The organism is Leptolyngbya sp. AN10 (genome assembly GCF_050565645.1).
Classification (GTDB): Bacteria; Cyanobacteriota; Cyanobacteriia; order Leptolyngbyales; family Leptolyngbyaceae; genus Leptolyngbya.
In genome coordinates, this window is sequence record NZ_JBNXVP010000036.1 from 47,082 (window position 1) to 72,824 (window position 25,743).

General features: G+C 47.0%; 19 protein-coding genes. 10 read left to right on the plus strand and 9 right to left on the minus strand.

The window, feature by feature from the left end; genetic code table 11:
- Window positions 1-166 precede the first annotated feature (166 nt).
- Complete coding sequence (locus tag ACQ4M5_RS32620) at window positions 167-1,300, plus strand: hypothetical protein (RefSeq protein WP_430679977.1); 1,134 nt, start codon at window positions 167-169, stop codon at window positions 1,298-1,300.
- A 42-nt stretch (window positions 1,301-1,342) separates the two neighbouring features.
- On the opposite strand, the gene ACQ4M5_RS32625 is transcribed toward ACQ4M5_RS32620, so the two are convergent.
- Window positions 1,343-3,907 (minus strand): M1 family aminopeptidase, encoded by a 2,565-nt coding sequence (locus ACQ4M5_RS32625; RefSeq protein WP_430679978.1) that lies wholly within the window; start codon window positions 3,905-3,907, stop codon window positions 1,343-1,345.
- 331 nt (window positions 3,908-4,238) lie between these two features.
- Here ACQ4M5_RS32625 and ACQ4M5_RS32630 point away from each other — a divergent pair, with 331 nt between their 5' ends.
- On the plus strand, window positions 4,239-5,432 hold the full coding sequence (locus tag ACQ4M5_RS32630) for a HetZ-related protein (protein ID WP_430679979.1): 1,194 nt from the start codon (window positions 4,239-4,241) through the stop codon (window positions 5,430-5,432).
- A 50-nt stretch (window positions 5,433-5,482) separates the two neighbouring features.
- Here the strand turns inward: ACQ4M5_RS32630 and ACQ4M5_RS32635 are convergent, their stop codons facing one another.
- Both ACQ4M5_RS32635 and ACQ4M5_RS32640 read right to left on the minus strand, forming a co-directional pair.
- A complete protein-coding gene (locus ACQ4M5_RS32635; RefSeq protein ID WP_430679980.1) occupies window positions 5,483-6,283 on the minus strand; it encodes a hypothetical protein in 801 nt (266 codons plus the stop codon).
- Window positions 6,284-6,401: 118 nt separating this feature from the next.
- A complete protein-coding gene (locus tag ACQ4M5_RS32640; RefSeq protein WP_430679981.1) occupies window positions 6,402-7,358 on the minus strand; it encodes a DUF362 domain-containing protein in 957 nt (318 codons plus the stop codon).
- 621 nt (window positions 7,359-7,979) lie between these two features.
- On the opposite strand from ACQ4M5_RS32640, the gene ACQ4M5_RS32645 reads away from it, so the two are divergent.
- On the plus strand, window positions 7,980-9,137 hold the full coding sequence (locus ACQ4M5_RS32645) for a putative N-acetylmannosamine-6-phosphate 2-epimerase (protein WP_430679982.1): 1,158 nt from the start codon (window positions 7,980-7,982) through the stop codon (window positions 9,135-9,137).
- A 68-nt stretch (window positions 9,138-9,205) separates the two neighbouring features.
- Here the strand turns inward: ACQ4M5_RS32645 and ACQ4M5_RS32650 are convergent, their stop codons facing one another.
- Window positions 9,206-10,090 carry a S1 RNA-binding domain-containing protein gene (locus ACQ4M5_RS32650; protein ID WP_430679983.1) on the minus strand — a complete coding sequence of 295 codons (885 nt, stop codon included), beginning with the start codon at window positions 10,088-10,090 and terminating at the stop codon, window positions 9,206-9,208.
- A gap of 50 nt (window positions 10,091-10,140) precedes the next feature.
- Entirely contained in the window at window positions 10,141-10,851 is a 711-nt protein-coding gene (locus ACQ4M5_RS32655) for a dienelactone hydrolase family protein (RefSeq protein WP_430679984.1), read from the minus strand.
- 345 nt (window positions 10,852-11,196) lie between these two features.
- Between ACQ4M5_RS32655 and ACQ4M5_RS32660 the strand changes: the two genes are divergently transcribed.
- Entirely contained in the window at window positions 11,197-12,180 is a 984-nt protein-coding gene (locus ACQ4M5_RS32660; RefSeq protein ID WP_430679985.1) for a GntR family transcriptional regulator, read from the plus strand.
- A 515-nt stretch (window positions 12,181-12,695) separates the two neighbouring features.
- Here ACQ4M5_RS32660 and ACQ4M5_RS32665 read toward each other — a convergent pair.
- Window positions 12,696-13,733, minus strand: coding sequence for a hemerythrin domain-containing protein (locus tag ACQ4M5_RS32665; RefSeq protein ID WP_430679986.1), 1,038 nt, complete (start codon window positions 13,731-13,733; stop codon window positions 12,696-12,698).
- Window positions 13,734-13,947: 214 nt separating this feature from the next.
- Here ACQ4M5_RS32665 and crtO point away from each other — a divergent pair, with 214 nt between their 5' ends.
- Window positions 13,948-15,636: a beta-carotene ketolase CrtO gene (gene crtO / locus ACQ4M5_RS32670; RefSeq protein ID WP_430679987.1), complete on the plus strand. Its 1,689-nt coding sequence runs from the start codon at window positions 13,948-13,950 to the stop codon at window positions 15,634-15,636.
- Window positions 15,637-15,895: 259 nt separating this feature from the next.
- On the opposite strand, the gene nrdJ is transcribed toward crtO, so the two are convergent.
- Window positions 15,896-18,226 carry a ribonucleoside-triphosphate reductase, adenosylcobalamin-dependent gene (gene nrdJ, locus ACQ4M5_RS32675; protein ID WP_430679988.1) on the minus strand — a complete coding sequence of 777 codons (2,331 nt, stop codon included), beginning with the start codon at window positions 18,224-18,226 and terminating at the stop codon, window positions 15,896-15,898.
- Between the two features lie 432 nt (window positions 18,227-18,658).
- On the opposite strand from nrdJ, the gene ACQ4M5_RS32680 reads away from it, so the two are divergent.
- Window positions 18,659-19,771 carry a hypothetical protein gene (locus ACQ4M5_RS32680; RefSeq protein WP_430679989.1) on the plus strand — a complete coding sequence of 371 codons (1,113 nt, stop codon included), beginning with the start codon at window positions 18,659-18,661 and terminating at the stop codon, window positions 19,769-19,771.
- A 2-nt stretch (window positions 19,772-19,773) separates the two neighbouring features.
- On the opposite strand, the gene prmA is transcribed toward ACQ4M5_RS32680, so the two are convergent.
- Window positions 19,774-20,661: a 50S ribosomal protein L11 methyltransferase gene (prmA, locus tag ACQ4M5_RS32685; RefSeq protein ID WP_430679990.1), complete on the minus strand. Its 888-nt coding sequence runs from the start codon at window positions 20,659-20,661 to the stop codon at window positions 19,774-19,776.
- Window positions 20,662-20,706: 45 nt separating this feature from the next.
- Complete coding sequence (gene serA / locus ACQ4M5_RS32690; RefSeq protein WP_430679991.1) at window positions 20,707-22,287, minus strand: phosphoglycerate dehydrogenase; 1,581 nt, start codon at window positions 22,285-22,287, stop codon at window positions 20,707-20,709.
- A 170-nt stretch (window positions 22,288-22,457) separates the two neighbouring features.
- Between serA and ACQ4M5_RS32695 the strand changes: the two genes are divergently transcribed.
- The 4 genes from ACQ4M5_RS32695 to ACQ4M5_RS32710 all read left to right on the plus strand — a co-directional run bounded on the left by ACQ4M5_RS32695 (window position 22,458) and on the right by ACQ4M5_RS32710 (window position 25,506).
- Window positions 22,458-23,255, plus strand: coding sequence for a Uma2 family endonuclease (locus ACQ4M5_RS32695; protein WP_430679992.1), 798 nt, complete (start codon window positions 22,458-22,460; stop codon window positions 23,253-23,255).
- 4 nt (window positions 23,256-23,259) lie between these two features.
- Window positions 23,260-23,574: a small RNA NsiR4-regulated ssr1528 family protein gene (locus ACQ4M5_RS32700; RefSeq protein ID WP_430679993.1), complete on the plus strand. Its 315-nt coding sequence runs from the start codon at window positions 23,260-23,262 to the stop codon at window positions 23,572-23,574.
- Window positions 23,575-24,585 carry a threo-3-hydroxy-L-aspartate ammonia-lyase gene (locus ACQ4M5_RS32705; RefSeq protein WP_430679994.1) on the plus strand — a complete coding sequence of 337 codons (1,011 nt, stop codon included), beginning with the start codon at window positions 23,575-23,577 and terminating at the stop codon, window positions 24,583-24,585.
- A gap of 105 nt (window positions 24,586-24,690) precedes the next feature.
- Complete coding sequence (locus tag ACQ4M5_RS32710) at window positions 24,691-25,506, plus strand: prohibitin family protein (protein WP_430679995.1); 816 nt, start codon at window positions 24,691-24,693, stop codon at window positions 25,504-25,506.
- Window positions 25,507-25,743 lie beyond the last annotated feature (237 nt).

The following is a 25,743-nucleotide window of genomic DNA, read 5'->3' on the forward strand; positions in this document are numbered from 1 at the left end:
GAGTCTTGTTCCCCCAAAATTGGGGGCTAGGGGGCTAGATCAACCGTGCAACTTACAACTAATTTAGGATTGCTACAGAGCGATCGGGATCACTCTCGATCGCTGCTTTCTTGAACTGGAGCTAGGATAGAATCGTTCCCGTGGCATCCCTGTGTGAGAGTTCAGCATGGCGTTTTCTGTTCTGACTAAGCGATCGAAATCCCAAGATTCTCCAATGCTCTGGCTATCTCTTGTAGCTGGATCGCTCCTTTTGCATCTTGTATTACTTTTGCTTGGTCGCTGGTATTTCTCACAAACTGCAAGTGCGCCAGCGGGACTGACTCAAGCGCCGATCGATTTTGTTGAGATCGATCCGAATGCGCCTCCATTGAAGAACGCAAAGCCGATCGCGCCTTCTAATACACAGACTCAAGCAGAATTACCCAAAGCTGCGCCGCCTCAAGAAACGGAAACGACTCAGGCTCCGAATTCAATTGCAAACCTGCCGCGTCAAATTGAACAAGAGCGATCGCAATCTCGTCAAGTGACCCCAGAGCGATCGCAGCCTCGCATCACGCCTTCTCCGAGTCCTTCACCCACGACTCCGATTAATCAGCCGAATCGATCGCAGCCCACGACACCACAAGGACAATTACCGAGCGATCGAACAACTCCCAAACAAAATCCAACAACTTCTCCTCGTCCGACAACCCCCACACCTAATTCAGGCGGAACGAATTCTACGCCTGGTGCATCTACTCCTGGGACAACTACGCCCGGAACGAATCAACCTGGAACGACTCCCTCACCTCCTAGTACGACTCGCCCTGAAACTCCAAACCCTGAAACCCCTGGAACCTCTGGGGAACCATCGGCAGGCACAGGTTCTCCAGCGGGTTCAGGAGAATCGCTAGTGATCGCGACGAACGTTCAGGGTCGAATAACTGGACGGCTGGAAGAAGCGACATTCCGACCTGAACAGTTTGCTAAAGGGACGGTCACCTTAAAGTCTGCTGAATTGCCGAACATTGAGTTTGACTTTCCCAGTAAGCTTCCTGTGAAGACGTTGAATTTGCGATTAGGTCTTACGATTACACAAGCTGGAGAGGTTGTGGATGCAAGTGTGCTGGATGATAGTCCAACATTGCAGAACAATCCGAATTTGAATGATCCTCAATCTAGAGCGGATATTCAATCGATCGTGAATGCGTTGATTTTGAAAGCGAATGCGGACGGAAGTTTGGCGTTTGATGTCAAGATGGAATCGAAAGATGTAGATGCGTATCGGATTCTGAACATTCAGATTGATTTGCAGCAATAAGTGGCTCCCGAATGAACTGTCGATCGAGAGCCAGAGGATTGATTAATTTTTTGCTTTTGCCTCCAAATTCTCCAGACGGCTCTTCAGGTCTTGATTTTCCTTCTTGAGTTGATCCAGTTCTTCGCGTAACTGTTTCACCGCTTTGTCTGATCCAGCATTTTTTTGCACCTTCTGAATCGATTCCTCAGCAATGCGGCGAACTCGACCATCAGGAGTTTGATCCGCCAGCGACTGTAGAAGCCCGATCGCTTTTGTGGTTTCCATTTGTCCTAGAGAAACCGCGATCGCAACTTGAGTCAGGAAAAACGTTTCACGCGACAACGTTCTCAACCGCTCCAGAATTCGTTCTAAATTAATCTTGTCTTGTCCCGTTGAAATTGGACCCAAAGCTCGAATTGCAGCCAGTCGAAGCGGTTGGGGAACTCCAGGCTGAGTGTATTCCAAAATTAGATTTAAGGCAGCTTCTGAAGTTTTGAGTTGGCTTAGAGCGCCGATCGCGCCCGATCTCACAACTTCATTCCAACCTTGTCGCTCTTTCAGAACAGTCTCAATCAATTTCAAGGTTTGCTCTTCAGATGAGCCGCTCAGTCCAGAGGCAGCTACTTTTCCAAAGCTTCGGAGTGCGGTTGCTTCGACATAGTAGCTGGCATCGCCTTTTTCTACGATCGAGCTAAGTGCGGCATAGCTCTCAGGTGTTGCAATCTGAGCAAGACAACCGACGATCGCCCGTCTTACTCTCGCTTCTGGATCATTCGATCCTGCAATTAAAGCTTCAACGGCTTGATCGAGTTTGATGGATGCTAGACTTTCCGCCACTTCTGCGCGAACTCCCCAGAATCGATCGCTGTTTAATGCTTCAGAGAGAACTTTAACGGCTTCGAGTCCGCCTTTTTTCGCGATCGCTTGTGCGGCATAAAGTCGCGAAACTGGGTCAGAATCATACTTCAATTGGGCTTTGAGTTCGGGCATTGGAAACTCTAGCTCAACGGTTTTGAGGTGGTAGTTATTCACGTCAAAGCTAATAAAATCGGGCTTCTTCTCTAATGGGAAATAGAAGCTCTGTTCTTTCTCGTGAATGCGAACCGTGAATGTTCTTTGATCGACTTTGCTATCATTCGCAAAATTGATACCGATCGGAATTCTCAAGTCAAAGAGTTCTGATTGTGTTTGGCTAACTGTAATCTTTGCGAGGTTACTATCAGAATCCCAAGCATAGTTCACTTTGAAATCAGGATGTCCACCGCGATAGACATATTGATCAAACAAGAATGCTAGATTGCGCCCGGTTGCTTTCTCGATCGCTCTTAACAGATCAATGGTTTCCACTGTTCGATGAGCATTGTCATTGAGAAAAGTCGCGATCGCACTATAAAACAGGTCATCTCCTAGCTCGGCTCGCATCATGTGATACACACAAGAGCCTTTCTCATAGATATGTCGATCGTAAAGCTCGATCGCTTCTCGATAAACGTGCGTCACCAGCGATCGACGATAGCGAGAAGCATCTTCATCCAAATACTCTCGTGCCTGTCCCAGTAAGTAATACAGCGCTTCTTCCCGTCCGTATTCTTCCTCAATCCACATCACTTCAGCATAAGAAGCCATGCCTTCTTTCACCCAAGCATGTGACCAATGTTTGATCACGACTAAATCACCGAACCATTGATGTGCTAGTTCGTGAGCAACTAGAGATTCCGTACTTCGATTGTCGATCGCAGCCCGCTCGTCAATCAAACAGCGATCGGTAAGCAATGTAGTCGATGTGTTCTCCATTCCGCCAAAAATGAAGTCATCCACACAAACCTGAGCATATTTCGGGAACGCATACGGATAACCATATTTCTGGCTAAAAAACTCAATCATTTGAGGCGTTTTACCCATGCTAAGACGGGCTTGTTCTTCGCGCCCTTTCTCCACATAGTAAGTAACAGGCTTACCTTTCCAGTCATCGCGCAACTCGGCAAAATCTCCGATCGCTAATGTCATCAAATAAGTAGGATGAATCTCTCTCTGATACCAGTGGAAAATCTGAGTCTTTCCTCGATCTTCTGTCGAAATCAATTCACCATTTGAAACCGCAATAAATGGCTTAGGAATCTCGACTCGAATTTCCGAAGTCGCTAACTGTCCAGGATAGTCAAAACACGGGAACCAGAAGCGCGAATCCTCATCCTCGCCCTGTGTCCAAACTTGAGTCGGCTTATTTGGATAGTCCTCAGTTGGAGCAATAAAGTACAGACCGCGTTGGGGTTTTTCGACGTGATATGCGATCGCTAACTCGATCTTTTCGCCAATCTTCGTCGGTTGTTTAAGCTGAATCTGCAATTGCTCCCCGTCATAGTCAAACGGTTGAGGAACATCATCAATACTGACCGATTCAATATTGAGGTTAACGGCATCTAACGTTAATCGATCAATACCATTGCGAATCGGATTGATTCGGATCGTACAAGTCCCTTGATAGCTTTGATTCGGAATATCAAGGATCAGATTGAGAAAAATATGCTCGACTTGACCAGGACGATCGGGATTGTAGTGAGGACGAGCGCCTGGAAGCTCAAACGATCGGTGTCCATTCTCTGTATCCAGCGAAAATTGATGAAGCATAATCTCTATCTGATCCTACGATTTTCAAGTTTAGCGAGAGTTCGCTGATTTGAACTCTCTGAGGAAAAAATTGACGCAAACCCCGCAAATCGAGCCAGTGTGGTGAGTGTCACTCTCATCAGGGTACACTCGATCACAACCTTGAGCCAGTCCGTCCTGCATTGAATCACGAACATTCGGAACTTTGCCGCACTCAAACGGGACAACAACCACAACCCTGTTTTATTCAGCGCTCGACCACTCAAGAAACTGACACACACTTCGCGAGAATTTCCCGAAGCTGCGTCGATGCGGCGTGTAGCGACTGATGTATCTACCAAGACCGAACCTCATGAAAGCAAAGTCTCCCAAAGCGCCCAACTGCGATTCCGCTCTGCTCACCGCTCCTGAAACCGAAATCTCGCCAACCGAACAACTCGCGAACCAATTAGCTACCGAACTCTCTACTGAATTGAACATTACCGGAAGCACGATCGCACGTGTGGCTCATCGGATTGCAACTGAAGTCGATCGCATTTGTGCAAAGAGCGATCGGATTCAATCATCAGGACAAATTAGCTCTTGGCGACTGACTTTGGCGCGGTATCGCTTACAAAAATGTGTGCATTTCTACCAACTTGGGTCGCAACGGGGACGAGTCGAGCTACACAGTACTCTTAGCACAATGGTGTATCGCCCGATCGCGCCTGCTCATTTGCAGCTAAGTTTCCAAGCGCGTTACACACTAATCGAAGACTTTCTACAAGGCTTTTACACTGAATCGCTCAGAGCCTTCCGCCGCGAAAATGAACTGCCAGAGAACTATCAGCCGCGTACCCGGTTAGAACTTGCAGAATACATGGCATTTACTGAACAATACGGGAAACGGCGAATTACGCTACCCAGTCAGCACAATCAACAGTTAATCATTCTTCGCGCTCAACGGTTCGCCAGTCGCCAACCTCAAGAAATTGCAGTAGATATTGAAACTGCAATGGAAACCGCGAAAGGTGATGAAACCGAAGCGTATGGACGCTCTGGAATTATGCAGATGATCCGGGAACAGATGGTTTCGGAAAAAGCTGATCCGTCTGAATCGGTGTTACGCGATCGAGTGGTGATCGAACTAATGCGCTACCTCAAATCTCAAGATCAAAAAGACTGTGTAGACTATCTCACTTTGAAGCTTCAAGATCTATCAGTCCCAGAGATTGATGAAATCTTAGGGTTGACTCCGCGCAAACGGGACTATCTCCAGCAGCGGTTCAAGTACCACGTCGATAAGTTCATCACGTCGGGAAACTGGAAGATTGTTCATGAATGGTTAGGAGCCGATTTAGATCAGAATCTAGGACTGTCTCCGAATCAATGGGATGCGTTCCTAGACTCGATTTCTGAAGAGCAACATCAATTACTGCACCTTAAGCGATCGGGAGTCAGTGACCAAGAGATTGTGCAAATTCTCAAATGCACATCAAAGCAACTCCAGAAACGGTGGGGCGCTTTGCTCGATTTAGCTCGACAACAACGAAATCAAGCAAAGTAAGCTTTTAGGTCTTGGTAGAGTGACGGGACGGATCGCTCCATCCCGTTTTTTTATCGGCACAAAGTTGGAGCTTTACGCGGTCCAAGGTTGATGCGATTGAAGTTCGTTAAATCCAGCGTGGAAGGGCTGAAAGCACCCAGATTTCCCTGATTAGTCCAAGTTCCAAGTCTTAAAGCTCCAGCCGGGTCAAATGCTCGTCTTTGTCTCGAAGCAGGATTGGCAAATCTGGCAGGAGGATTCACAACGCCTGTGATGAAATCGCCTTGAACGGTTCCGGTGATGCACATCGAATCATCACTCGGACGAGCAAAGAAACCGACAATTCTGTTTCCGGTTTTGGTGAACAGGAAAGTATAAGCTCCTTTGTCAAGCAATTGTTGATCCGTTACGTTGAAAGAAGGTGCACCATTCCACATTCGGTAGGAACCATCTGCCAAATCCGCGATCGTGGCTCTGCTCTGAGCGGCTTGATTTTGACACACTAGCAAGTCATTAATCGGTTTGAAACTTTGAGGATCGCTAGAACCACGAAGCTCATTGAAATACTTCGGATCTTTCAACATCCGTTCTCTTGCGGCTGCCAATGTGGTCTTGTAGAAAATCATCGTGCGGGATTGCTCGATCGTCGCAGGCGGTTGGTCAGCACTCACTGGAGTTGGCAGATTCTTATACGTGAATGTGACATCTCCACCTTTTTCTTCAACATCGAGTGTAGTACGCATTCCTAACGGACTCGGTTGATTGGCGCGAGGCTGAATTTGACAGCGGGTCGCAACTTGAGCTTTCACGGGAGTAGACGTAGCAAAAACGGTCATGCTGGCAAGTAGAATACTCAGACTCAGAAACTTCATATCGGTAGATCGAAAAACCTCTGAGATATTACGTGATTTTGAGGAGCAGTTGCGCGATCGAGTCACAGATCCTTATAAAAAGAGCCAGATCCATAGATCTAGCTCCCTAAAGGTTCAATTAACGATAAGCTGCCATTGGTTCTTTGATAAATCGGATGTAGAGATGCTTAAAGGTTGATTTGAGCACACGAGGCGCACCAAAGTCGATCGGCATCAATTTATCAGGGAGTCGCCAGTCTGCAATTTGCAATTCACTGGGATGCAGATGTGAGAATTCAATTTCATCGATCGACGAACACAATCCCAACCGCTGACTTTCTACGATCGTTGGAACTGTTGCCGGATCGACTTTGAGAATTTCAACAATCGAGCGATCGAGCGCAAATACATCCCGCGACGCTCCTAATACTCCTAATTCTCTCGGCTCTCCGCCACTTGGACCATTGCCCTCATGTCCGATAATGCCATCTACGATCGTCAAATCTGGATCGATCGTTCTCGCAGTTTCGACCAACATCGTGCCAAATCGCGATTGATCTTTCCCAGCTTCCATGTGCCACCAGGCTTTCATCTTGCCAGGAACACAGCCGAATAGGTTCTTAACGCCCATTGTGACTGTCAGTTGCATGTGCGATTTCACTTTCGGCAAGTTAATCACGACATCCGCCTCGATCGCTTCTTTGCACAGCAACAAATGATTGAACTCTTCATTGATCGTTTCGTAGCATTTTCCTTTGAATTCTACGATCGGTAAGTCGATCGATTCGATCAGTGGCAGATACCCGCTGGCTTTCGCGACTCCCTGAGCACTTCCGAATGCAGGACTATCTCCGAGAAATGGCTTTCCGCCTGCTTCCTGTACCATTTTCGCCACACAGTAAACGATTTCAGGGCGAGTGACGCATTCTTTTCCTGGACGTGCGCCTGTAAGTAAATTCGGCTTTAATAAAACGCGATCGCCCGGTTTAACGATCGTGCTCATGCCTCCTAACGGTTCCAGCAGCGTTTCCAGTGCCGCTCGCAGTTTAGTCAAATCGTAGGAAGTCGCCCGCAGCAAACTAACAGCAGAATTCATAAGGTCAGAGAGATAGAGGTTTTTGATACTGTACCCTCGATTTCCTAGAATTCCAATCTGTTGTACCAATTTGCGTCCATGAGATTCTTGTGATCAATGCGACCTTTTTCAGCACAATAACAACTGATTCACTCGACTTAACTTGCTGAAACTTAGAAATGTTTAGTGTTGCGGACTTTTCTAGTTTTTCTCATCCGGGATCTTAAGTCCGATCGCAATTAAGTTTCTAATCCGAAAGCTCTTTCTTATGCTGGAGAAATCTTTCTTCAGACAGTCACATTTTTTCACTTTTTAAAGATTCTCCGGATTAGAGAGATGCTGAATTGATTATTGAATCTTTAGCAACTTATCTTTTTACTGAAACGGGTTTAGTTTATCTTTGATGATTTAGCGCAGTCGCTTTATATATAACGACTTAAAGCCTAAAGAATTTGTTTTTCAATCGAAATATCAGCCAAATTCTTTGCAATCTCAATCCAATCTTTCGCCTCATTCTTCTACTAAAAGATTGCTTAAACGCACATTAGAGTTTAATATTTAGGCACGAGTTATTTCTGCTATAAACTCTTTACAAGGCAAGCGAACTGAAATCCCGTAAAAACGGAGGTAGTGAACGGATTCATGACGAACGATTTCGCCCAACTTTTAAAGCTGCTTGAATATGGGCTGATTGTCTCTTGTCAAGCCCCACCTGAATCTCCCCTTCGTCATCCATTTATTATTGCTGCGATCGCGGAAGCTGCTCTCAATCAAAATGCAGTCGCCGTCCGAATTGATACGCCTGAACATATCGCCGCCGTTCGCCAACGCACAAAAGCTCCCATTCTCGGACTGTGGAAACAACCCCTTGCCGATTCTGAAATCTATATCACTCCAAAGTTTGAACACGCTGCCGCCATTGCTGAAGCGGGAGCCGACTTGATCGCGATCGATGCAACCTTACGCGATCGTCCTGAATCTGTCGCAACCCTGACTGAGCGAATTCACACCGAACTTCATAAGCCCGTCGTGGCGGATGTGGATAGTGTAGAAGCTGCGATCGCGGCGGTCGATGCAGGAGCCGATTTAATTGCAACTACACTCTACGGCTACACGAGAGAAACCGAGCCACATACGCCGCCAGGGTTCGATCTCTTGAGGGAAATTACCGAGAAAATCAAGACTCCGGTCATTTGTGAAGGCGGGATTGCAACTCCCGAAATGGCAAGACAGGCACTTGATTTAGGAGCTTATGCTGTAGTTGTCGGGACTGCAATTACCGGAATTGAAGCTCAAGTTCAATCCTTCGATCGTGCTCTCCGACATAAACTGCCAGCCCAGGTGATTGAACATAGCGAAGCCTATCATTTTGCGATGTTTTCCCAGGAGCATCCGTCTTATCGAAGCTATGTGCGATCGAAACTGCGCCAGTACAACAGCGAAAGTACGGTGAAAGATGGATTCTTTGAGCAGGGCGCATTGCGAGGAATGCCGCTAGAGATTTTTTTGATTGACGATCGACAAAAGATTCGAGCGGGATTGGTCGGGTTGACTCGCTGGAATTGGTTATTAATTGAGGCGCTTTGGGTAGAAGAACCGCTGCGGCATCAAGGATTTGGTCGTCGATTGATGATGCTGGCAGAGCAGGAGGCAAAACAACGCGGTTGCACTGAAGCGATTCTAGATACGTTTAGCTTTCAGGCGAAAGGATTTTACGAAAAATTGGGGTATGAAATGTTTGCTCAGGTCGATGATTATCCATCAGGCTATAGTTTCTTTCAGTTAAAGAAAGAGTTTTGATTGATCGGATCGAGCACTGTCGATCGTGTCAGCCTGTTGCTTAGTCAATCCGATCAATCAATTCCATCTCAACCCAAAAGATTCTTCTTAGCTCGTTCTTGTCGGGATTCTGCCTCTTCCATCACTTTGGCGAAATCCTCGATCGCTTCTCCCGGATAGTTCTCGAACACTCTCGTCGAAAGCGAAATCCGCCCGCGCCCTTCATCCAAATCGACAATCATTGCTTTGATCACTTGCCCCACTTTTAGCAGTGAAGACAGTGATTCGACATAGTTCTTACTGATTTGATTAATGTGCAACAATCCGGTTGTGCCATCGAATTCTGCAAAAGCTCCAAATGGTTTCAAACTGGTAATGGTGGCTTCAACCAATTGACCAACTTCGAGTTGACTAAAGTTGGCGGCTCTGGCAGCGAGACGATTCGAGAGAACGATCTTATTGCGATCGCGATCCAAGTCCAAAATCGTTGCAGAAAGCGTCTGACCTTTTAAGGCATCCAGATCCTCACGTTCAACTAAATGCGATCGCGGAATGAATCCTCGTAATCCCAGGGCATCCACGGTTACGCCACCTTTATTAGAACCTGTGACACGCACTTGCAAACTTTGATTGGTCGTCTGCAAATCGACTAACCGTTCCCAAACTTTTCGCAATTCAAGCTGACGCAGCGAGATCGTCACCCGTCCATCCGCATCTTGTTCACGAACAATGATAAATTCTCGTTCTTCATCTAAAGGAAGAACCGCTGAAACATCTGCAACCCGTCGAACGCTGGCTTCCTCGATCGGTAAAAACGCAGGAGATTTTCCACCGATATCGACTAGCGCACCATCGCTTTCATAGCTAAATGCTTTACCCGTTACGAGTTTTCCTTTCTGAAATTCGTAATCGTGCTGTTCGAGGGCTTTTTCAAAATCTTCCATCGAAAAGGAAGCATTCGTTCGATCTGGCATTGCAATGTGATTCCTAAAACGACGATCGCCACATTTGCGGCTTTTCAATTCTAGTGCCTTAGTTCAGAAAATAACGCTTTAACCTGTTCCCAAGCATCGGAAGCCGCTTCAGAATGGTAGTCCGATCGCTGATCACAGAAAAATCCATGTCCCGCTGGATATCGAAACAGTTTGTAATCAATCTGGTTCTGCTCTAAAGCGGCTTCAACCTGATCGATCTGCTCAACCGGAATCAGCGGATCTTGAGTGCCGAAAAAGGCATACAGCGTTCCTTTAATTTCTGGCGTTCTTGTAATCGTCGGTGCTCCACCTCCCGGAGTCATCGTTGCAATTCCCGCTCCATAAAATGAAGCCGTTGCTTTCACTTCCGGTAAAGTTGCCGCCAGGTAAGCGACGTGACCTCCGAAACAAAAGCCGATCGCGCCTACTTCTTGAAATCCTTTAGTTTGAAGAAATGCGATCGTCGTTTTCAAATCACTCAAGAGTTGATCCGCAGTCGTTTGATCTTTGTGCGATCGACCGAGTTTCGTATCATCTTCGCTGTATCCCACCTCGAATCCGGGCGCAGTCCGTTGAAAGATTGCGGGCGCGATCGCAACATATCCTTCTCGTGCAAGTCGTTCTGTCACGTCTCGAATGTGCGAATTAACGCCAAAAATTTCTTGAATTACAATAATCGCGCCTTTTGCGGAATCATCCGGTTCCGATAAGTAGGCATCAATTTGGAGATCACCATTTGAAAGTTTGATCCAGGAATTCACGATCGATTTAACCACGCAACTTTAGTATTTTTAACAAAACTCAAACTCAAAATCTACTAGGTAACATCATATCTTTCCTGAAATGGCAATCGAAAAACTACGGGTTATACTGTTTTTATCAGGGCGGGTGAAATCGTTGAAAGATGGGCATTATGCAATTTAGGCAACCTCAGAGATATTACTGAGTAGCTTAAGTCAATCAAATCACAATCCGAGATAACACCCAACTTTCTCTAGATTGTGTCACCTAAAATAGTGGACGACGCTGGCAAATTCTGTATAAAAAGTCGTGTACGGAGTTGCTTTCTAACCTTAAAAATTACGAGTGAGACTTGAGGCGCGGGCATGGTGCAATTTCATATTCAGCCAGATAGCGATATCCCGGCATCAACTCAACTCTATAACCAGATCCTTTTTGCGATCGCGTCTCGGCAGTTTCCACCGGGACACCGTTTACCGAGTACTCGTCAGTTGGCGATGCAAACTGGATTGCACCGCAACACAATCAGCAAAGTCTACCGACAATTAGAAGATGCGGGTGTGGTGGATGCCCAAGCGGGTTCTGGCATTTACGTTCGCGATCAGGGACATGCCACCGCTGCTCACATCAAATCGCCACTCCTAGAACAATATCCCCAAGCTCACAAAATCATTCAATCCAGCCTAGACGAATTAGTGAAACAAGGCTGTTCACTCGGACAAGCGCGAGAATTATTTCTTGCAGAAGTCGATTGGCGCTTGCGTTGTAGTGCTTCAGTTCTCGTAACGGCTCCCTCGCACGACATCGCCAATGGTGAAGTTCTGCTGCGGGAATTAGAACGGGCTTTGGCGATTCCGATGCAGCTTGTGCCAATGGAAGAACTCGGACAAGTCTTGGATCAAACTCGATCGAGTACGGTGGTCACGAGTCGGTACTTTATCGCGCAAGCTGAAGCGATCGCATCTCCGAAAGCAGCGCGGGTGATTCCTGTAGATATCTATGATTTTGAGCAGGAATTGAAGCTGATTAAAGCAATGCCGAAAGGAACTTGTGTTGGCATTGTGAGCTTAAGTGCAGGAACCGTTGGGGTTGCAGAAGTAATCATTCACAGTTTACGGGGTGATGATTTACTGGTGATGACTTCGCAAATGAACGATCGTTATAAGTTGAATGCAATGGTGAGAACGGCGCAAACGATTTTTAGTGATCAAGTCAGTTGTGCAACGGTTAAAGCAACGATTTCGGCTTCTCGTGATGATATTATTCGTCCGCCTCAAGTAATTTGCTGCGAGAACTTTATTGTGAGTAAATCGATTAACTTGCTCAAACGAGAGTTGGGACTGGAGTGAGATTATCTCAGCTAAGGGTTTGTGAAGTTTGATGCGATCGTTCGCTATCTCACCCGGCGCTGAACCGACCGGGCTAATTGACAGAACCCCACTGAAGTGGGCTGAAACTGTACTTTTAGAGGGTGTTTGAAAAGTATAAAAAGCGGCTTTGCTGCGTTGCGAGTCCGCCCGGAAATGAATCTCCGGGCTAATAGAGGAAACCCCGCTGAAGCGGGCTAAGAGAGCAATACGGAGTTCTTAGCCCAGTTTAGTGGGCTTCCCTGATTAGCCCGAAGATTCATTTCCGGGCGGGTGAATGCGATGAACGATTACTTCTCAAACACCCTCTTAGGGTGCTTCAGCATCCTTTCCCCATTAGCCCGGAGCGTTTATCTCCGAGCGGACTGTATCGCAGCGACAGGCTCTTATCGACATAGAAACTTAAACGCATCAACAAAGAAATCGGGAGGTCAACGCCCCCCGATTTAACAACCCCTTAAATCAAACCCTGAATTTAGAAGACAGTCATTTGCAAACTACATCTTTGCAGCTTGGCGTTGTACTTCGCTCTTCTTCGCTTTGAAATCGGTTGCGATTTGCTCCAGTTGTTGGCTGCTGAAGTTGTCACGCAGTGCAGCAAAGAAGGTGCTTTCTTCTTGACGAATGTGATCCATGATTTCGTCCATCAGGCGATTCAGCGAAGACATAAACTGATCAGACATCACATCCATTTTCTGCATCGCATCAAGCGCGGGGAACCAGGAGTTTTGCTCGTCGTAGAGTTCTTGCAGATCACTTTCTGCGTACTTACCACGGACTGCCGGATAAGCAATTTCGTTTTCTGCGATCGCATGAGCGCGAAGATCTCCGTCCATTTGCTGGAAGAATTCTTTGCGCTTCGCGGGATCTTGAGTGCCTTTGATCTCAGCAAACAGAACATTCACTTTCTGGTGATCCATGCGAATCACATCTTGAATGTTCATGTCGGATTTGTCGGTCGTTTGGGTCACAACACTACCCGCAACACCCGTCATAGCTGCTACTGCATCTTGAACTCGTGCCCACAGACCTTGATCTGCGTCCATTCCGGTGAGTTCGCGCACACCCAACTGTTCGATCACTCCTTTGAGTTGCTCTTGGTGAGCGCGGTTTTCAAAGTTAACGGTGTTCAGCGGAGTGATTGCAGCTTCGATGTCTGCACCGACTTTCTGTGCTGCCTTGTGAATCACGATGCCCGACATCACTTGTTGGTGCTTGAGCAGTTCATGTTGGAAGACCTTTTCAAATAAGGTCAACTCAGAACCGGACATCATTTGATCAAGCTTTTGCACCATTTCGGTGATGGTGTCTTTCGGCTTCGATTGCACACCATACTGAACGATTACAGTGTCAAGGATACCCAAGTTTTTCTGGTCGTCCTTCAACATATCCTGAAAACGCTTCACCAACTCAGAGTCGGTGGTTGCCGAGATGAACTTTTGTTCGTTTGCAATAATAAGTTCTTGGACAGCTTTGATGTCTGCAAGCTTCATCGCGATCGCTAGACGCTTGGTATCATCCATTGTGGCTACCATTTTTCTGTTCTCCAAATTAATCTATAGGATCGGCATCCATTCAGTTTTGAGTTTCGCGCACAGAACTTAAAGCAACATCTTTCCCGTGGTTGACTTAAAGCTGCGCTGAATTACCTCAGAAATGTTAAAAAGATTGACCCTGGGATAGTGGAATCGCATCACTTTGTACTAGAGTCTAAACAATGGGTTACTCCCGGTTTAGGAGCCAATCTCAATGTCTACTTATGATGCAATTATTATCGGGGCAGGACATAATGGTCTGACCTGTGCTGCTTATCTACTTAAAGCAGGATATAAAGTTCTTTTATTAGAAAAGCGATCGGTTCCGGGTGGAGCAGCAACAACGGAAGCGGTGATTCCAGAGTTGCCAGAGTTTCGATTTAATCGATGTGCGATCGATCATGAGTTTATTCATCTCGGTCCAGTTGTTGAAGAGTTAGAACTCACAAAATACGGCTTAGAGTATCTCTACTGTGATCCGGTTGTGTTCTGTCCGCATCCTGATGGGACTTATTTTCTAGCGCATCAATCGGTTGAAAAAACCTGTGCGGGGATTGCTCAATACAGTGAACGTGATGCGAGAAAGTATGCTGAATTTGTCGATTTGTGGCAAAGAACAATCAATGCGATGATTCCAATGTTCAATGCACCCCCAAAATCGATCATTGATATTGCTGGAAACTATGACTTTAAGAAGGTCAAAGATTTCTTATCTGTAGTAGGTTCCACGAACAAAGCTTTGGATTTCGTCAGAACAATGCTATCGAGTGCAGAAGATATTTTGCACGAGTACTTTGATACGGAAACGGTAAAAGCTCCACTGGCGAGACTTGCAGCGGAAATGGGTGTACCGCCTTCGCAGAAAAATTTAGCGATCGGGGCAATGATGATGGCAATGCGACATCATCCGGGAATGGCACGTCCGAAAGGGGGAACAGGTGCGCTTACAGCCGCGTTAGTAAAATTAGTCCAAAGCTTAGGTGGAGAGATTCTAACGGATCAAGCTGTAAAACAAATTCTGATTGATGATGGTCGTGCGGTTGGAGTTCGAGTGGGATCAGGTCAGGAGTACCGCGCAACACGAGGCGTAATCTCTAACATTGATGCACGACGAGTATTTTTACAATTGATTGATCCAAGCGAGGTCGATTCAGCCGATGAACATTTGCGAGAAAGACTCGATCGCAGAATTGTCAATAACAATGAAACGATTCTGAAAATTGATCTCGCAATGTCTGAACCGCTGAAGTTTATCCACCACGATCACAAAGATGAATATCTAATTGGTTCGGTGTTAATTGCAGATTCAGTCAAGCACGTTGAGATTGCTCATACTGATCCTGCGATCGGTCGAATTCCTGATGCTGATCCATCAATGTACATTGTTCAGCCAACGATGCTCGATCCAACTATGGCTCCTGAAGGTCATCACACCGTTTGGATTGAATTCTTTGCGCCTTATCAAATCGAGAACGCTGAAGGAACAGGCTTGAATGGTACAGGTTGGACAGATGAACTGAAGAATAAAGTTGCCGATCGAGTCATTGATAAATTAGCGGACTATGCTCCAAATGTGAAAACCGCCACGATCGGGCGGGCTGTAGAAAGTCCGGCTGAATTGGGTGAACGGTTAGGCTCTTATAAAGGCAACTACTATCACATCGATATGACCTTAGAACAAATGGTGTTCTTCCGTCCGTTGCCGGAGATTGCGAACTATAAAACCCCGATCGATAACCTCTATCTCACGGGTGCAGGAACCCATCCGGGTGGGTCTATTTCAGGAATGCCGGGAAGAAACTGCGCTCGTGTGTTTCTCCATGCACAACAGCCTTTCCTGCAAACTTTTCGAGATGCTGGACATTCGATCAAATCAGTGTTCGAGGGAATTCTGCATCGCTAAGAGGGTGTTTGAAAAGTAATCGTTCATCGCATTCACCCGCCCGGAAATGAATCTCCGGGCTAATCAGGGGAAGCCCACTAAACTGGGCTAAGAACTCTGTATTACTCTCTTAGCCCGCTTCAGCGGGGTTTCCTCCATTAGCCCGGAGATTCATTTCCGGGCGGACTCGCAACGCAGCAAAGCCGCTTTCCATACTTCTCAAACATCCTCTAATATCTAAAGGATTCCGACCATTTTAGCGATCGGAATCCTTCATTATTTACGACTCTTTTTTCGTGTCAGAGAACAAGCACTTGTCCGAATCACATCCCGCTGGACCTGCTTCGATCAAATCACCCCCATCATGGCGAATTAAAGCTGCATAGAAATCATCTGTCGATCGACGTTCCAAAACTTCCGCTTGCAAACGATCGAAGGTTGCCTTATCAATCTTTTCAAACGGCAATCTAGGGAACGGTGCATCGAATCGCGCTAACAATGCTGCACTAATGTAGCCTTCATTGTTCTCGATCGCTTGATGAATTCGAGTTGCCAAAGCTTCGATCTCATCTTCACGAAGCTCGATCGTTGCACTGGTATTGTGCGCGGTGTAGTACTTCTGGACTTGCAGATAGAAATCCATCTGTGCCAAAGCCGAGAACTTCTCAATCTCGATCTGATCGGCTCCCGGAATGTTCGCCCAAGGTACTTCGACCGGAATTTCAACCAGCCATTCTGTACACCGTGGATCAAACGGATCATTCAACAGATTGCCGTTTTCATCTTTGTCAGACTGTGACGGAACAATGCTGTAACCATAATCCAGGCAAGCCATTGCAACCGGATCATTCTTACGGAAAGTAATTCGACGAATGAATCGTTGAGCTTTCGGAGGATGCCATCCAGAACTTGCACCCGTTAACAGCGATTTTGTTCCAGCAGGTTGAACTGTTGTACAGCGATTTGGACGACGGATATTGTGTCGATCGCAGTATTCACCCACAACTCGATGCACAATCTCTTTCCAACGCGATAGATATTCTTTCTCGCGCTCTTTGAACTGCATTCCGGTCAAAGTATCAGGTCTACCTGCTTCCCACCAGCGCAACCATTCTGTGCCAAACGCATGGACAAAGAAATCAAACAATCCAGTGAAGGACACACCCACGATCGGATCAACTTCACGCGAATATTGGTAGCGAGGCTCTTGAAACTTATGGTTCAACAATGCTGCAACCGAGAGCGCACCAGCAGTAAAAGCTTGCTCTTGAGCTTCAAAATCTAGAGGGTCGATTTGATTTAGGTGAACCTCTGATAAGTTGCAGTGGAAATTAATACCAAGAATTTCTCCGCACGGGTTCAATCCGTACCGTTCTAAGCGGTGTTCAAGCTCTGCGATCGGCATTGTTGGATATCTTTCTTGTATCCATTGCTTCCCGTTACCTGCTTCGTAGGCTTGGATAAATTCAGCTTTGAGTTCTGGAGTCGTCAAGATATCAGCATTCGATCGAGCAATTGCCTCCGGAGCATACTGAATCGCGCCTTCACCCGAATAGAACTGCTTGCGAACGGCATCGATCGATTCTTGCAGCGTCGGTTTGTGGTGATAAACGCGAGTATGATTCGCCATCCGTAACACATCGCGATCGGGATCAATCCGCCAGTTGCCTTGATCATCTTGCTGCCAGAGATTGTCCTTTGCACCAGCAAATTCAGCGTCTTCGCTGCTTCCTTGACGCATCCCCGCACTGCGCCGAATGTTTCCGGCAACGACACAAGCAGCAGCTTCATCAATCAATAAGCAGCATTCGATCGAGGATAGTTTCCGTCCCACTGCACGATTTAGAACTTTCGCACACCGAGCATACAGTTCAGGCAGTTTGACCGGATTCGCAACACCACCAAATCCTTTTAATCTTTCACCCGCAGGACGCACCGAACCCAGATCGATCGACACTTCCACATCACCTGTAAAGCGATCGTCACTCGATAGCTCTAACAAGGTTTGATACGATTTCACCCAGCCTTGGCGACTATCACCAACATGAATCGTGACCTCGTTTCCATCAATTGCAACCGCTGTTCTATCTTCTCTCAAGAAATCAGCTACTTCGCCAATTTCTCTCGTGATTTTCACATTCAACCGATTGCGAATTGCAGGAAGCTGATTCGTATATTTCGGCTCTAGGACGGCTCCTGTACCGCTGCCCATCATCGCCAAATCCATCATCAGACCAAAGGCTCGCCAGTCTACAAGATTCGTGCTGGTGCAGTTGTATGATCCAGAGAAATTCTCAGGCTTATTGATCCAAGTCGTGCCCCCGACCCAGAGCCAGCGACCCGACGGCAAACAGCGCATCGATCGCTGCATTAATTCAATTAATTCCTGCTCTTCTGGGGTAAAATTCCCAAGGTCAGCGAGTCCTTGGATTGTTCGCTGACTCACCTGTGCCCAAGACTCGCGACGGGTTTCGCTCAACTTGCGGCTATAGGTTCGGTAAAAAACTGGATTAGCGGCAGGAGCGGAAGCCGGAAATTGACTGTTATTGGCATCAAATTCTGGCAAATCAGAGCCAAATGACTCTTTCGGGCGTGTGATATCCTGAACCATGCGAAACTCCCTTTGTCTAGCGTCTTATGTTGGATTTAAGAGATGAGCGACGCTATATATAGCGTTGTATGTAGTTAGCGATCCACTTTACACCATCTTTCCGGAAATCGGATCGATCAATTTTTCATCGTTCGACCGTACCAACAAAAACTGTGGGAAAAGTATAGAGTAAATTTGTCCTATCCACAATGACAAAAAAATAACAATTGTGACTCTCTCTGAGGTTTGTAAAGCAGAGTGGGGAGTGGGGAGTAGGGGGTAGGATCGAGAAATAGAATTAGTCGCTCAAGCTTGCATTCTGGACACCCCACTCCCCACTCCCCACTCCCTCGTTTCCATTTCCAAAACCAAAATCCAATCTCCGGTTCAGTGTCCTAAAATGCTGAATAACTGATTAGACCAGATTTCGACTATCCCATTCCCGATTTAGCCATGTCTTCGATCGCGACTTTCTTCCGCACTCTACCCGATACCCTCCAGCAACCCGCTGCACTGGCGATGTTAGGGTCACTTGGGGCGCATCTCTTGGTTTTTGCGACTTTGCCCGCGTTCACCTCTTCAAACGAACCGCGCCCAGAAGCAGAAGTGCGCCGCGTCCGACTGGTCGAACCGCCTCAAGGCAGTCCGGGATCACAGATTGCTCGATCGCAAGCAGGACTCCCTCCCGTTCCGAACACTCCTAGCAGCAGAATCCAAATTCCAAATGCTGGAACAGGCACTTCGCCAATTCCGAATCCGCTCTACACGATTCCTGATTTAACTCCGATCCCGGTTCCGAATCCGCCGCAGCGTCGGTCTTTGTCTCAAAATGAGGTTAATGATCTGCTTCGTCGGCTTGCGGCTCGACAACAGCCGCAACAGCAACAACAAAACAATCCTCCAAAGCCGCCTCAAACTAAACCGCCTTCGGAATTCACAACGACGCAGCTCCCGAATCTAAACCCACAAAATCCAGCGAATGTCGAGACAACTCCGTTTCCTCCTGGTGGCACGGTTCCATCCGCACCGCTCCCCCAACCTTCCGGAACACCGCAACCCGCTCCAACCACAGCAGCGCAACCTGCTCCGACGACAGATCCCCAACCTCGAATCGATCAAGCCCAGCTCGATCGCAATATTCAAATGCTTGCTGCGATGCGCTTCAATTCCGCAGGCACAACCGAGCAAGAACGACTTCAAACCATGCAAAATCTTTCTCAACAACTAGAAAAACAATACCCTGACTTGATTTACGATCGACTCAGTGAGATTGGAGAAAAACCGAAAGAAATCGATTCCCAGCTTACGTTTACGCCTAGTGACTTCAACGAACATCCGCCGCGCCCGGTATCGATCGGGATTCTGGTTGGCAGGGATGGTAAGCCGTTACCGGATCAAAAGCCTATCGTTTTAAGTAGCACTGGCTATCAATTTCTGAACGAGAAAGCGATCGAATATGTTCAGAAAGATGCAAGCCAACCAAATCGATTTGCTCCAGAGGCTCAGATTCGTCTCGTGATATACGAATTGCAGTTTAAGTTACCGAACGCTCAACCGACTTCGTAAATTTACGATCGACGAACGTTCAAACAACACCAGTCCCCCCGTTTCCAAAGTGCAGCCACAATCCAGCCATTGGCTTCTAACGTGTCTGCAACGGGTTTGGCTTGCTCTAGTAAAATTCCGCTCAAGACACCCCAACTGGTTGATTTCACAAGCGGTGTCCACTGCGGAATCAAATCGATGATCACTTCCGCCAGAATATTACAAACTAACCCATCCACAGGCTGATCGATTAACTGAATCAGTTCTGAAACACTGCCTTGATCCACTGTTAATCGGTTTGGATCAATGTGGTTTAGTTCAATGTTCTCCTTAGTTGCTTTAACTGCTAATGGATCAGTATCGACTGCGTATGCTTTCTTTGCACCTAAGAGTAATGCACCGACTGAGAGAATACCGGAACCGCAGCCGATATCAGCGATCGACACCTTCCCTGGTTCTTCTCCCAATCGCATCTCCAACGCTTCTAAGCAAAGTTGCGTCGTCGCATGATCTCCAGTTCCAAACGCAACACCCGGTTCAAGCTGCATGATGATCCGATCGGTTTTCGGTACGGGCAACCACGCGGGATTGATCAGAAAGCGATCGCCAATTTCTTGCGGCTTCCAGTAGGTTTTCCAACTGCTCGACCAATCCTCCTCGTCAATGATGCGCCATTGTACGATCGGGGCTGGTAGCTTCATACAGAGTGCATCTTGTCTGAGCAACAAAGAAAACGCAGATAAATCTAATAGCTGTACTTGCTGTTGTGGTAAATAGCCAGAAACAACACAAGACACACCTTGTGATTGACTTGAAGCCCCTCGACATCCAAAGTTCTCGAAACGCCAGATTGCTGTCTCTTCAAGAGCCGCATCACAGAAAACCTGAATTTCCCACCAACTGTTTGACATAGTGTTGCAATAAAGGGTGAAGGACTACTCCACCCTCAGCGAATCTTACAAAGTGACGGTATAAGCGTCTCGAATTCCAGAAACTTCTTTAATCTGAGTCAGAATGTTCTCTGGCAGTGGATCATCAATGCTCAGAACCATCACTGCATCGCCTCGAACAATCTTTCGTCCGACTTGCATACTTGCGATGTTGACGTTCGATTCACCGAGCAATGAACCAATGTGCCCAATGATTCCCGGTGTGTCTCGGTGCAGAGTAAACAACATATACCGATTTGGTGGAACGTTGACCGGAAATTCATTGATGCTCGTAATCCGAATTTCGTCATCTCCAAGCAATGCACCTGTCACCGAATGTTCTCCGAGTGTTCCTTTCGCAGATAAGTGCAGTGATCCAGCATAGTCTTTGATCGAGGCATCACGAGTTTCGATCACGCGAATCCCACGCTCTTTTGCTTCGATGCTGGCGTTGACATAGTTCACCCGCTCTTGAAGTGCAGGCGATAACAATCCTTTTAACGCTGCAATCACGATCGGTTGACTTTGATTCGTCGCCAAATCGCCGCGTAGTCCAATGTTCAGCGATTCAATTCGTCCACCTGCTAACTGTCCAACCATCTTTCCGAGCGTTTCTGCTAACTGTAAGTATGGTTTCAGTTGCTCCATCACATCAGGACGCAAGCCTGGAATGTTCACTGCCGATCGAGCAGGTTCACCGAGCAACACATCCCGAATTTGTTCTGCGACATCGATCGCGACATTCACCTGAGCTTCTTCGGTCGAGGCTCCTAAGTGTGGAGTCAGAACAATCTCTTTTCCTAACGCTGTGAGCGGTGATTCTCCTAAAGGTTCAGACGAAAATACATCTAATGCGGCTCCCGCAATCTTTCCAGCTTTGAGTGCTTCTGCGATCGCATTCTCATCAATGATCCCGCCCCGCGCACAGTTAATAATGCGAACGTTCGGTTTCATTTTCGCGATCGACTCTGAATTGATCAGATTCGCAGTCTCCGGAGTCTTGGGAATGTGCAGAGTAATATAGTCCGCCGATTGGAACAAGACATCCAATTCAACCAAGCTACAGCCCAATTGTTCCGCCCGTTCCACCGAGATAAACGGATCATACGCAAGCAACTTCATGCCCATTGCTCTCGCGACCGTTGCAACGTGCGCTCCAATCTTACCTAAGCCAACTACCCCTAAAGTTTTGTTATAAACCTCATTTCCGGTATAGCTTTTACGATCCCATTTTCCTTGTTTCAGCTTCTCATTCGCTTCAGGAATGTAGCGCGACAAGGACAACATCATCGCCAACGTGTGTTCCGCAGCAGCGATCGTATTTCCTTCAGGCGAGTTGACAACAATAATTCCTTTTCGAGTTGCAGCAGGCACATCGACGTTATCCACTCCAACGCCAGCCCGCCCAACAATTTTCAGATTGCGTCCCGCTTCGATCACTTCAGCAGTGACGCGGGTTCCAGAACGAATCATGATGGCATCATACTCCGGAATGATTTCGACAAGCTGCTCTTTCGTGAGATCAGTTTTGACATCCACTTGAGCGACTTGCGACAAAATATCAATTCCAACTTGGTCGATCGGATCAGAAACAAGAACCTTGGGCATAACGACGGGCGGGGAGAGTGAGTAGACGCGGAAACTTCAGTATCGGAGTTTTCCACAGATAGTCATTCTAGTAGATCCCGGTAATTCCCCCCATTCATTCCTGAAAAGTTTTCGATTTGAGTCTTGACGCAGCCTTTATTATAAGAACAGCGTTACTAGAGCCTACGATTATGGTTCGTTTAGATGCGACTCCTCCCCAATCGGAAACGTCTGAGCCTCTTTACGTTGAGACTACAGAATTGATCTCGCCAGAAGGCGTTAAATTTCCGCCGACCAATCTCTACAGTGATGAGCCTCCCTTGGAAACCGATTTTCACCGCGAACAAATTGACCTGCTGATTCGATTGCTCAAATATTGGTGGAGCGATCGCAACGATTTCTATATTTCTGGAAATCTCACGGTTTACTACAACGAGCAGCAGTTCAAAAACAAGGACTTTCGCGGACCCGATGTGTTTGTCGTTTTAGAAGCGGAGAAGCGCGATCGACGCAGTTGGGCAATCTGGGAAGAAGGCGGAAAATATCCCAACATCATCATCGAGTTACTTTCGGATTCGACAGCATCGGTCGATCGCGGCGAGAAGAAGGATCTCTATCAAAATGTGTGGCGGGTTCCAGAATATTACTGGTTTCACCCAGAAACGATGGAATTTGCCGGATTTCAATTAATTGGCGGAACGTATGTCGCGATCGAGCCAACCGAAGGCGGCAGATTACCGAGCGAACAATTGGGCTTAGAACTGGGAATCTACGATCGACAATTACGCTGGTTCACCGCCGAGGGAGACCTAATCCCTTTCCCTGAAGTAGCAGAACGCCAACGGGCAGAACAGGAACGCCAACGGGCAGAACAGGAACGCCAACGGGCAGAACAGGAACGCCAACGGGCAGAACAGGAACGCCAAGCCAAAGAGCGATTGGAAAACTATTTACGATCGCAAGGCATCGATCCCAATCAGATCACCTGATAAGATGCCTAACAAACGAGTTACGGTGACATACATGAGTACTGAGAATACGACTGGGGCAGATGCGATCGATGTCGCGATCGCGAAAGGAATCGATTTTGATGGATCTCCGATTCCCGCTGAGAAATTAGATCTCTATACCAAAGTGATGGCACTTGAAGCTGGACGGCAACGCAGCGGAGTCTCGAACACGATGCGATCGCGAATTGTCCGAATCGGTGCAAAACACATTCCTCAAGATGAACTGAATCAACAGCTTGAAGCAGCAGGATTCGCTCCACTCAAAGAGAAAGAAATCGCCTTTTTCTATAACAAATAAATGTCTGTGACCTACTCGGATATCTTAGCGGCTGCCGATCGTCTCTCTGGTGTCGCACATAGAACGCCTGTGATCACCTCGAATACGGTGAATCAAAAAACGGGCGCTCAAGTGTTTTTCAAGTGCGAGAACTTTCAGCGATCGGGGTCGTTTAAGTTCCGAGGGGCTTACAATGCAATGTCTCAATTGAGTGATGAACAGCGCAAACGAGGAATCATCGCTTATTCATCTGGTAATCATGGGCAAGCGTTAGCGTTAGCAGGTCAATTGCTCGATGTGCCTGTCACCATCGTGATGCCAAACGATGCGCCATCAGTGAAAAAAGCTGCTACAGAGAGTTACGAAGCAGAGGTTATCTTTTACAATCGTGCCTTTGAACAACGGGAAGAAGTCACGCAAAAGATCGCAGTCGATCGAGGTTTAACTTTAATTCCACCATTCGATTTTGCTCCTGTGATTGCAGGTCAAGGAACTACAGCAAAAGAACTGATCGAGGAAGTGGGTGATTTAGATGTTCTCTTAGTTTGCTGTGGCGGTGGTGGATTGTTATCGGGATGTGCGATCGCAGCGAACACTCTCGCTCCGAACTGTCAGATTATCGGAGTCGAACCCAAACGCGGCGATGATGCGACCCGATCGTTCTACAGCAAAACACTGCAAACTGTAGAGAACCCGAATACGATCGCAGATGGTGCAAGAACTCGATCGCTCGGAACTTTAACTTTCCCATTAATTCTCGAACATGTTGATGAGATGGTCACAGTGTCTGAAGCTGCAATCTTACGAACATTGTTCTTTGTTTGGGAACGGCTCAAACTTGTTGTTGAACCGACCGGAGTTCTAGCAGCAACCGCATTACTAGAAGGGATTGTTTCTTTTCCCGATGCCAAAGTTGGCGTGATCATCAGCGGTGGCAATGTTGACCTAAAAGAGGTTGGAAAGCTATTTAGTAAAGCTACTCCACGGGAAAAAGCATCAAAGCGTCGTCCGCTGGCTCCAGAAATGAGTTAAGACATTTTCAGGAACGGATTTGCTTGTTGTTGTAGTGGCTGCATAAGAGGAGTGTAAGGATTTGCTAGATACGCTAATGTATCCAACTCAACAAGGACAAATTTTATGCAAACATCCTTGAATCGTCGATCGATGATTCCGACAGTCGTTGCAGTTGCCCTACTCGGATTCGGTGGTCTGATTACTCTATTCCGCTCGATCACTGTGATTCAAACTGGAGAAATTGGCATTGTTGATCTCTATGGTCAAGTGGCTGATCAACCGCTGATTCCTGGAATTCACCTGAAAAATCCGATGGCGCGAATGACTACGTTTTCGACTCAACTCCGAGAAGTCAAGGAAACACTGGAAACGCCGACCAGAGACGGTTTGATGCTCACGGTTGATGTGAGTGTTCTCTATCGCATTGATCCAAGCAAAGCGAAAGGGCTTTATCAGAGCATTGGGACGAACTATGAAGAAGTGATTTTAGTGCCGCAAATCCGATCGATGATTCGTGCGGCAACTTCGACTTATCAATTTAATACGATTTACACCAGCGATCGAGAAAAACTGGCTCAACAGCTTCGAGCCGATCTAAATCGAACATTAAACGATCGCGGCATCATCATCGAAGAAACGCCTCTGCGTAGTGTCAAACTCCCTGACAGCATCGAACAATCGGTGCAAGAACGGCTCAAAGCTGAACAAGAAAGCCAGCGGATGAAATTTGTGCTTGAGAAAGAACGACAAGAAGCCGATCGTAAACGCATCGAAGCTCAAGGAAATTCAGATGCCCAGAAGATTCTGGCGCAAGGACTGACGGATCAAACTCTGCGATTCAAGCAAATTGAAGCCATGCAAGACTTAGCAAAATCTCAGAATTCTAAAGTGATTGTGATGAATGGCAATCAGAATGCACCTGTAATGTTGCAACCGTAAAGATAACGTTTCTGTTGAGTGGCAGATTGAGGAGAACGGAGCTTCTATCTACCACTTCAACAGAATATTTATTTCGCTGCTATGGATTACTACATAACTCACCCTAAGTACGATGCCTGTCTAGGTGTTAATTAGTCGTTGGATAAAAGTTTTGCCGTTGAAACATGTGGGTGTTTTGGGTCTCTTACTCTCGGTGGGGTCTTCGATTTACTTTTTCTGGGTTGCTTGAGAAACCGC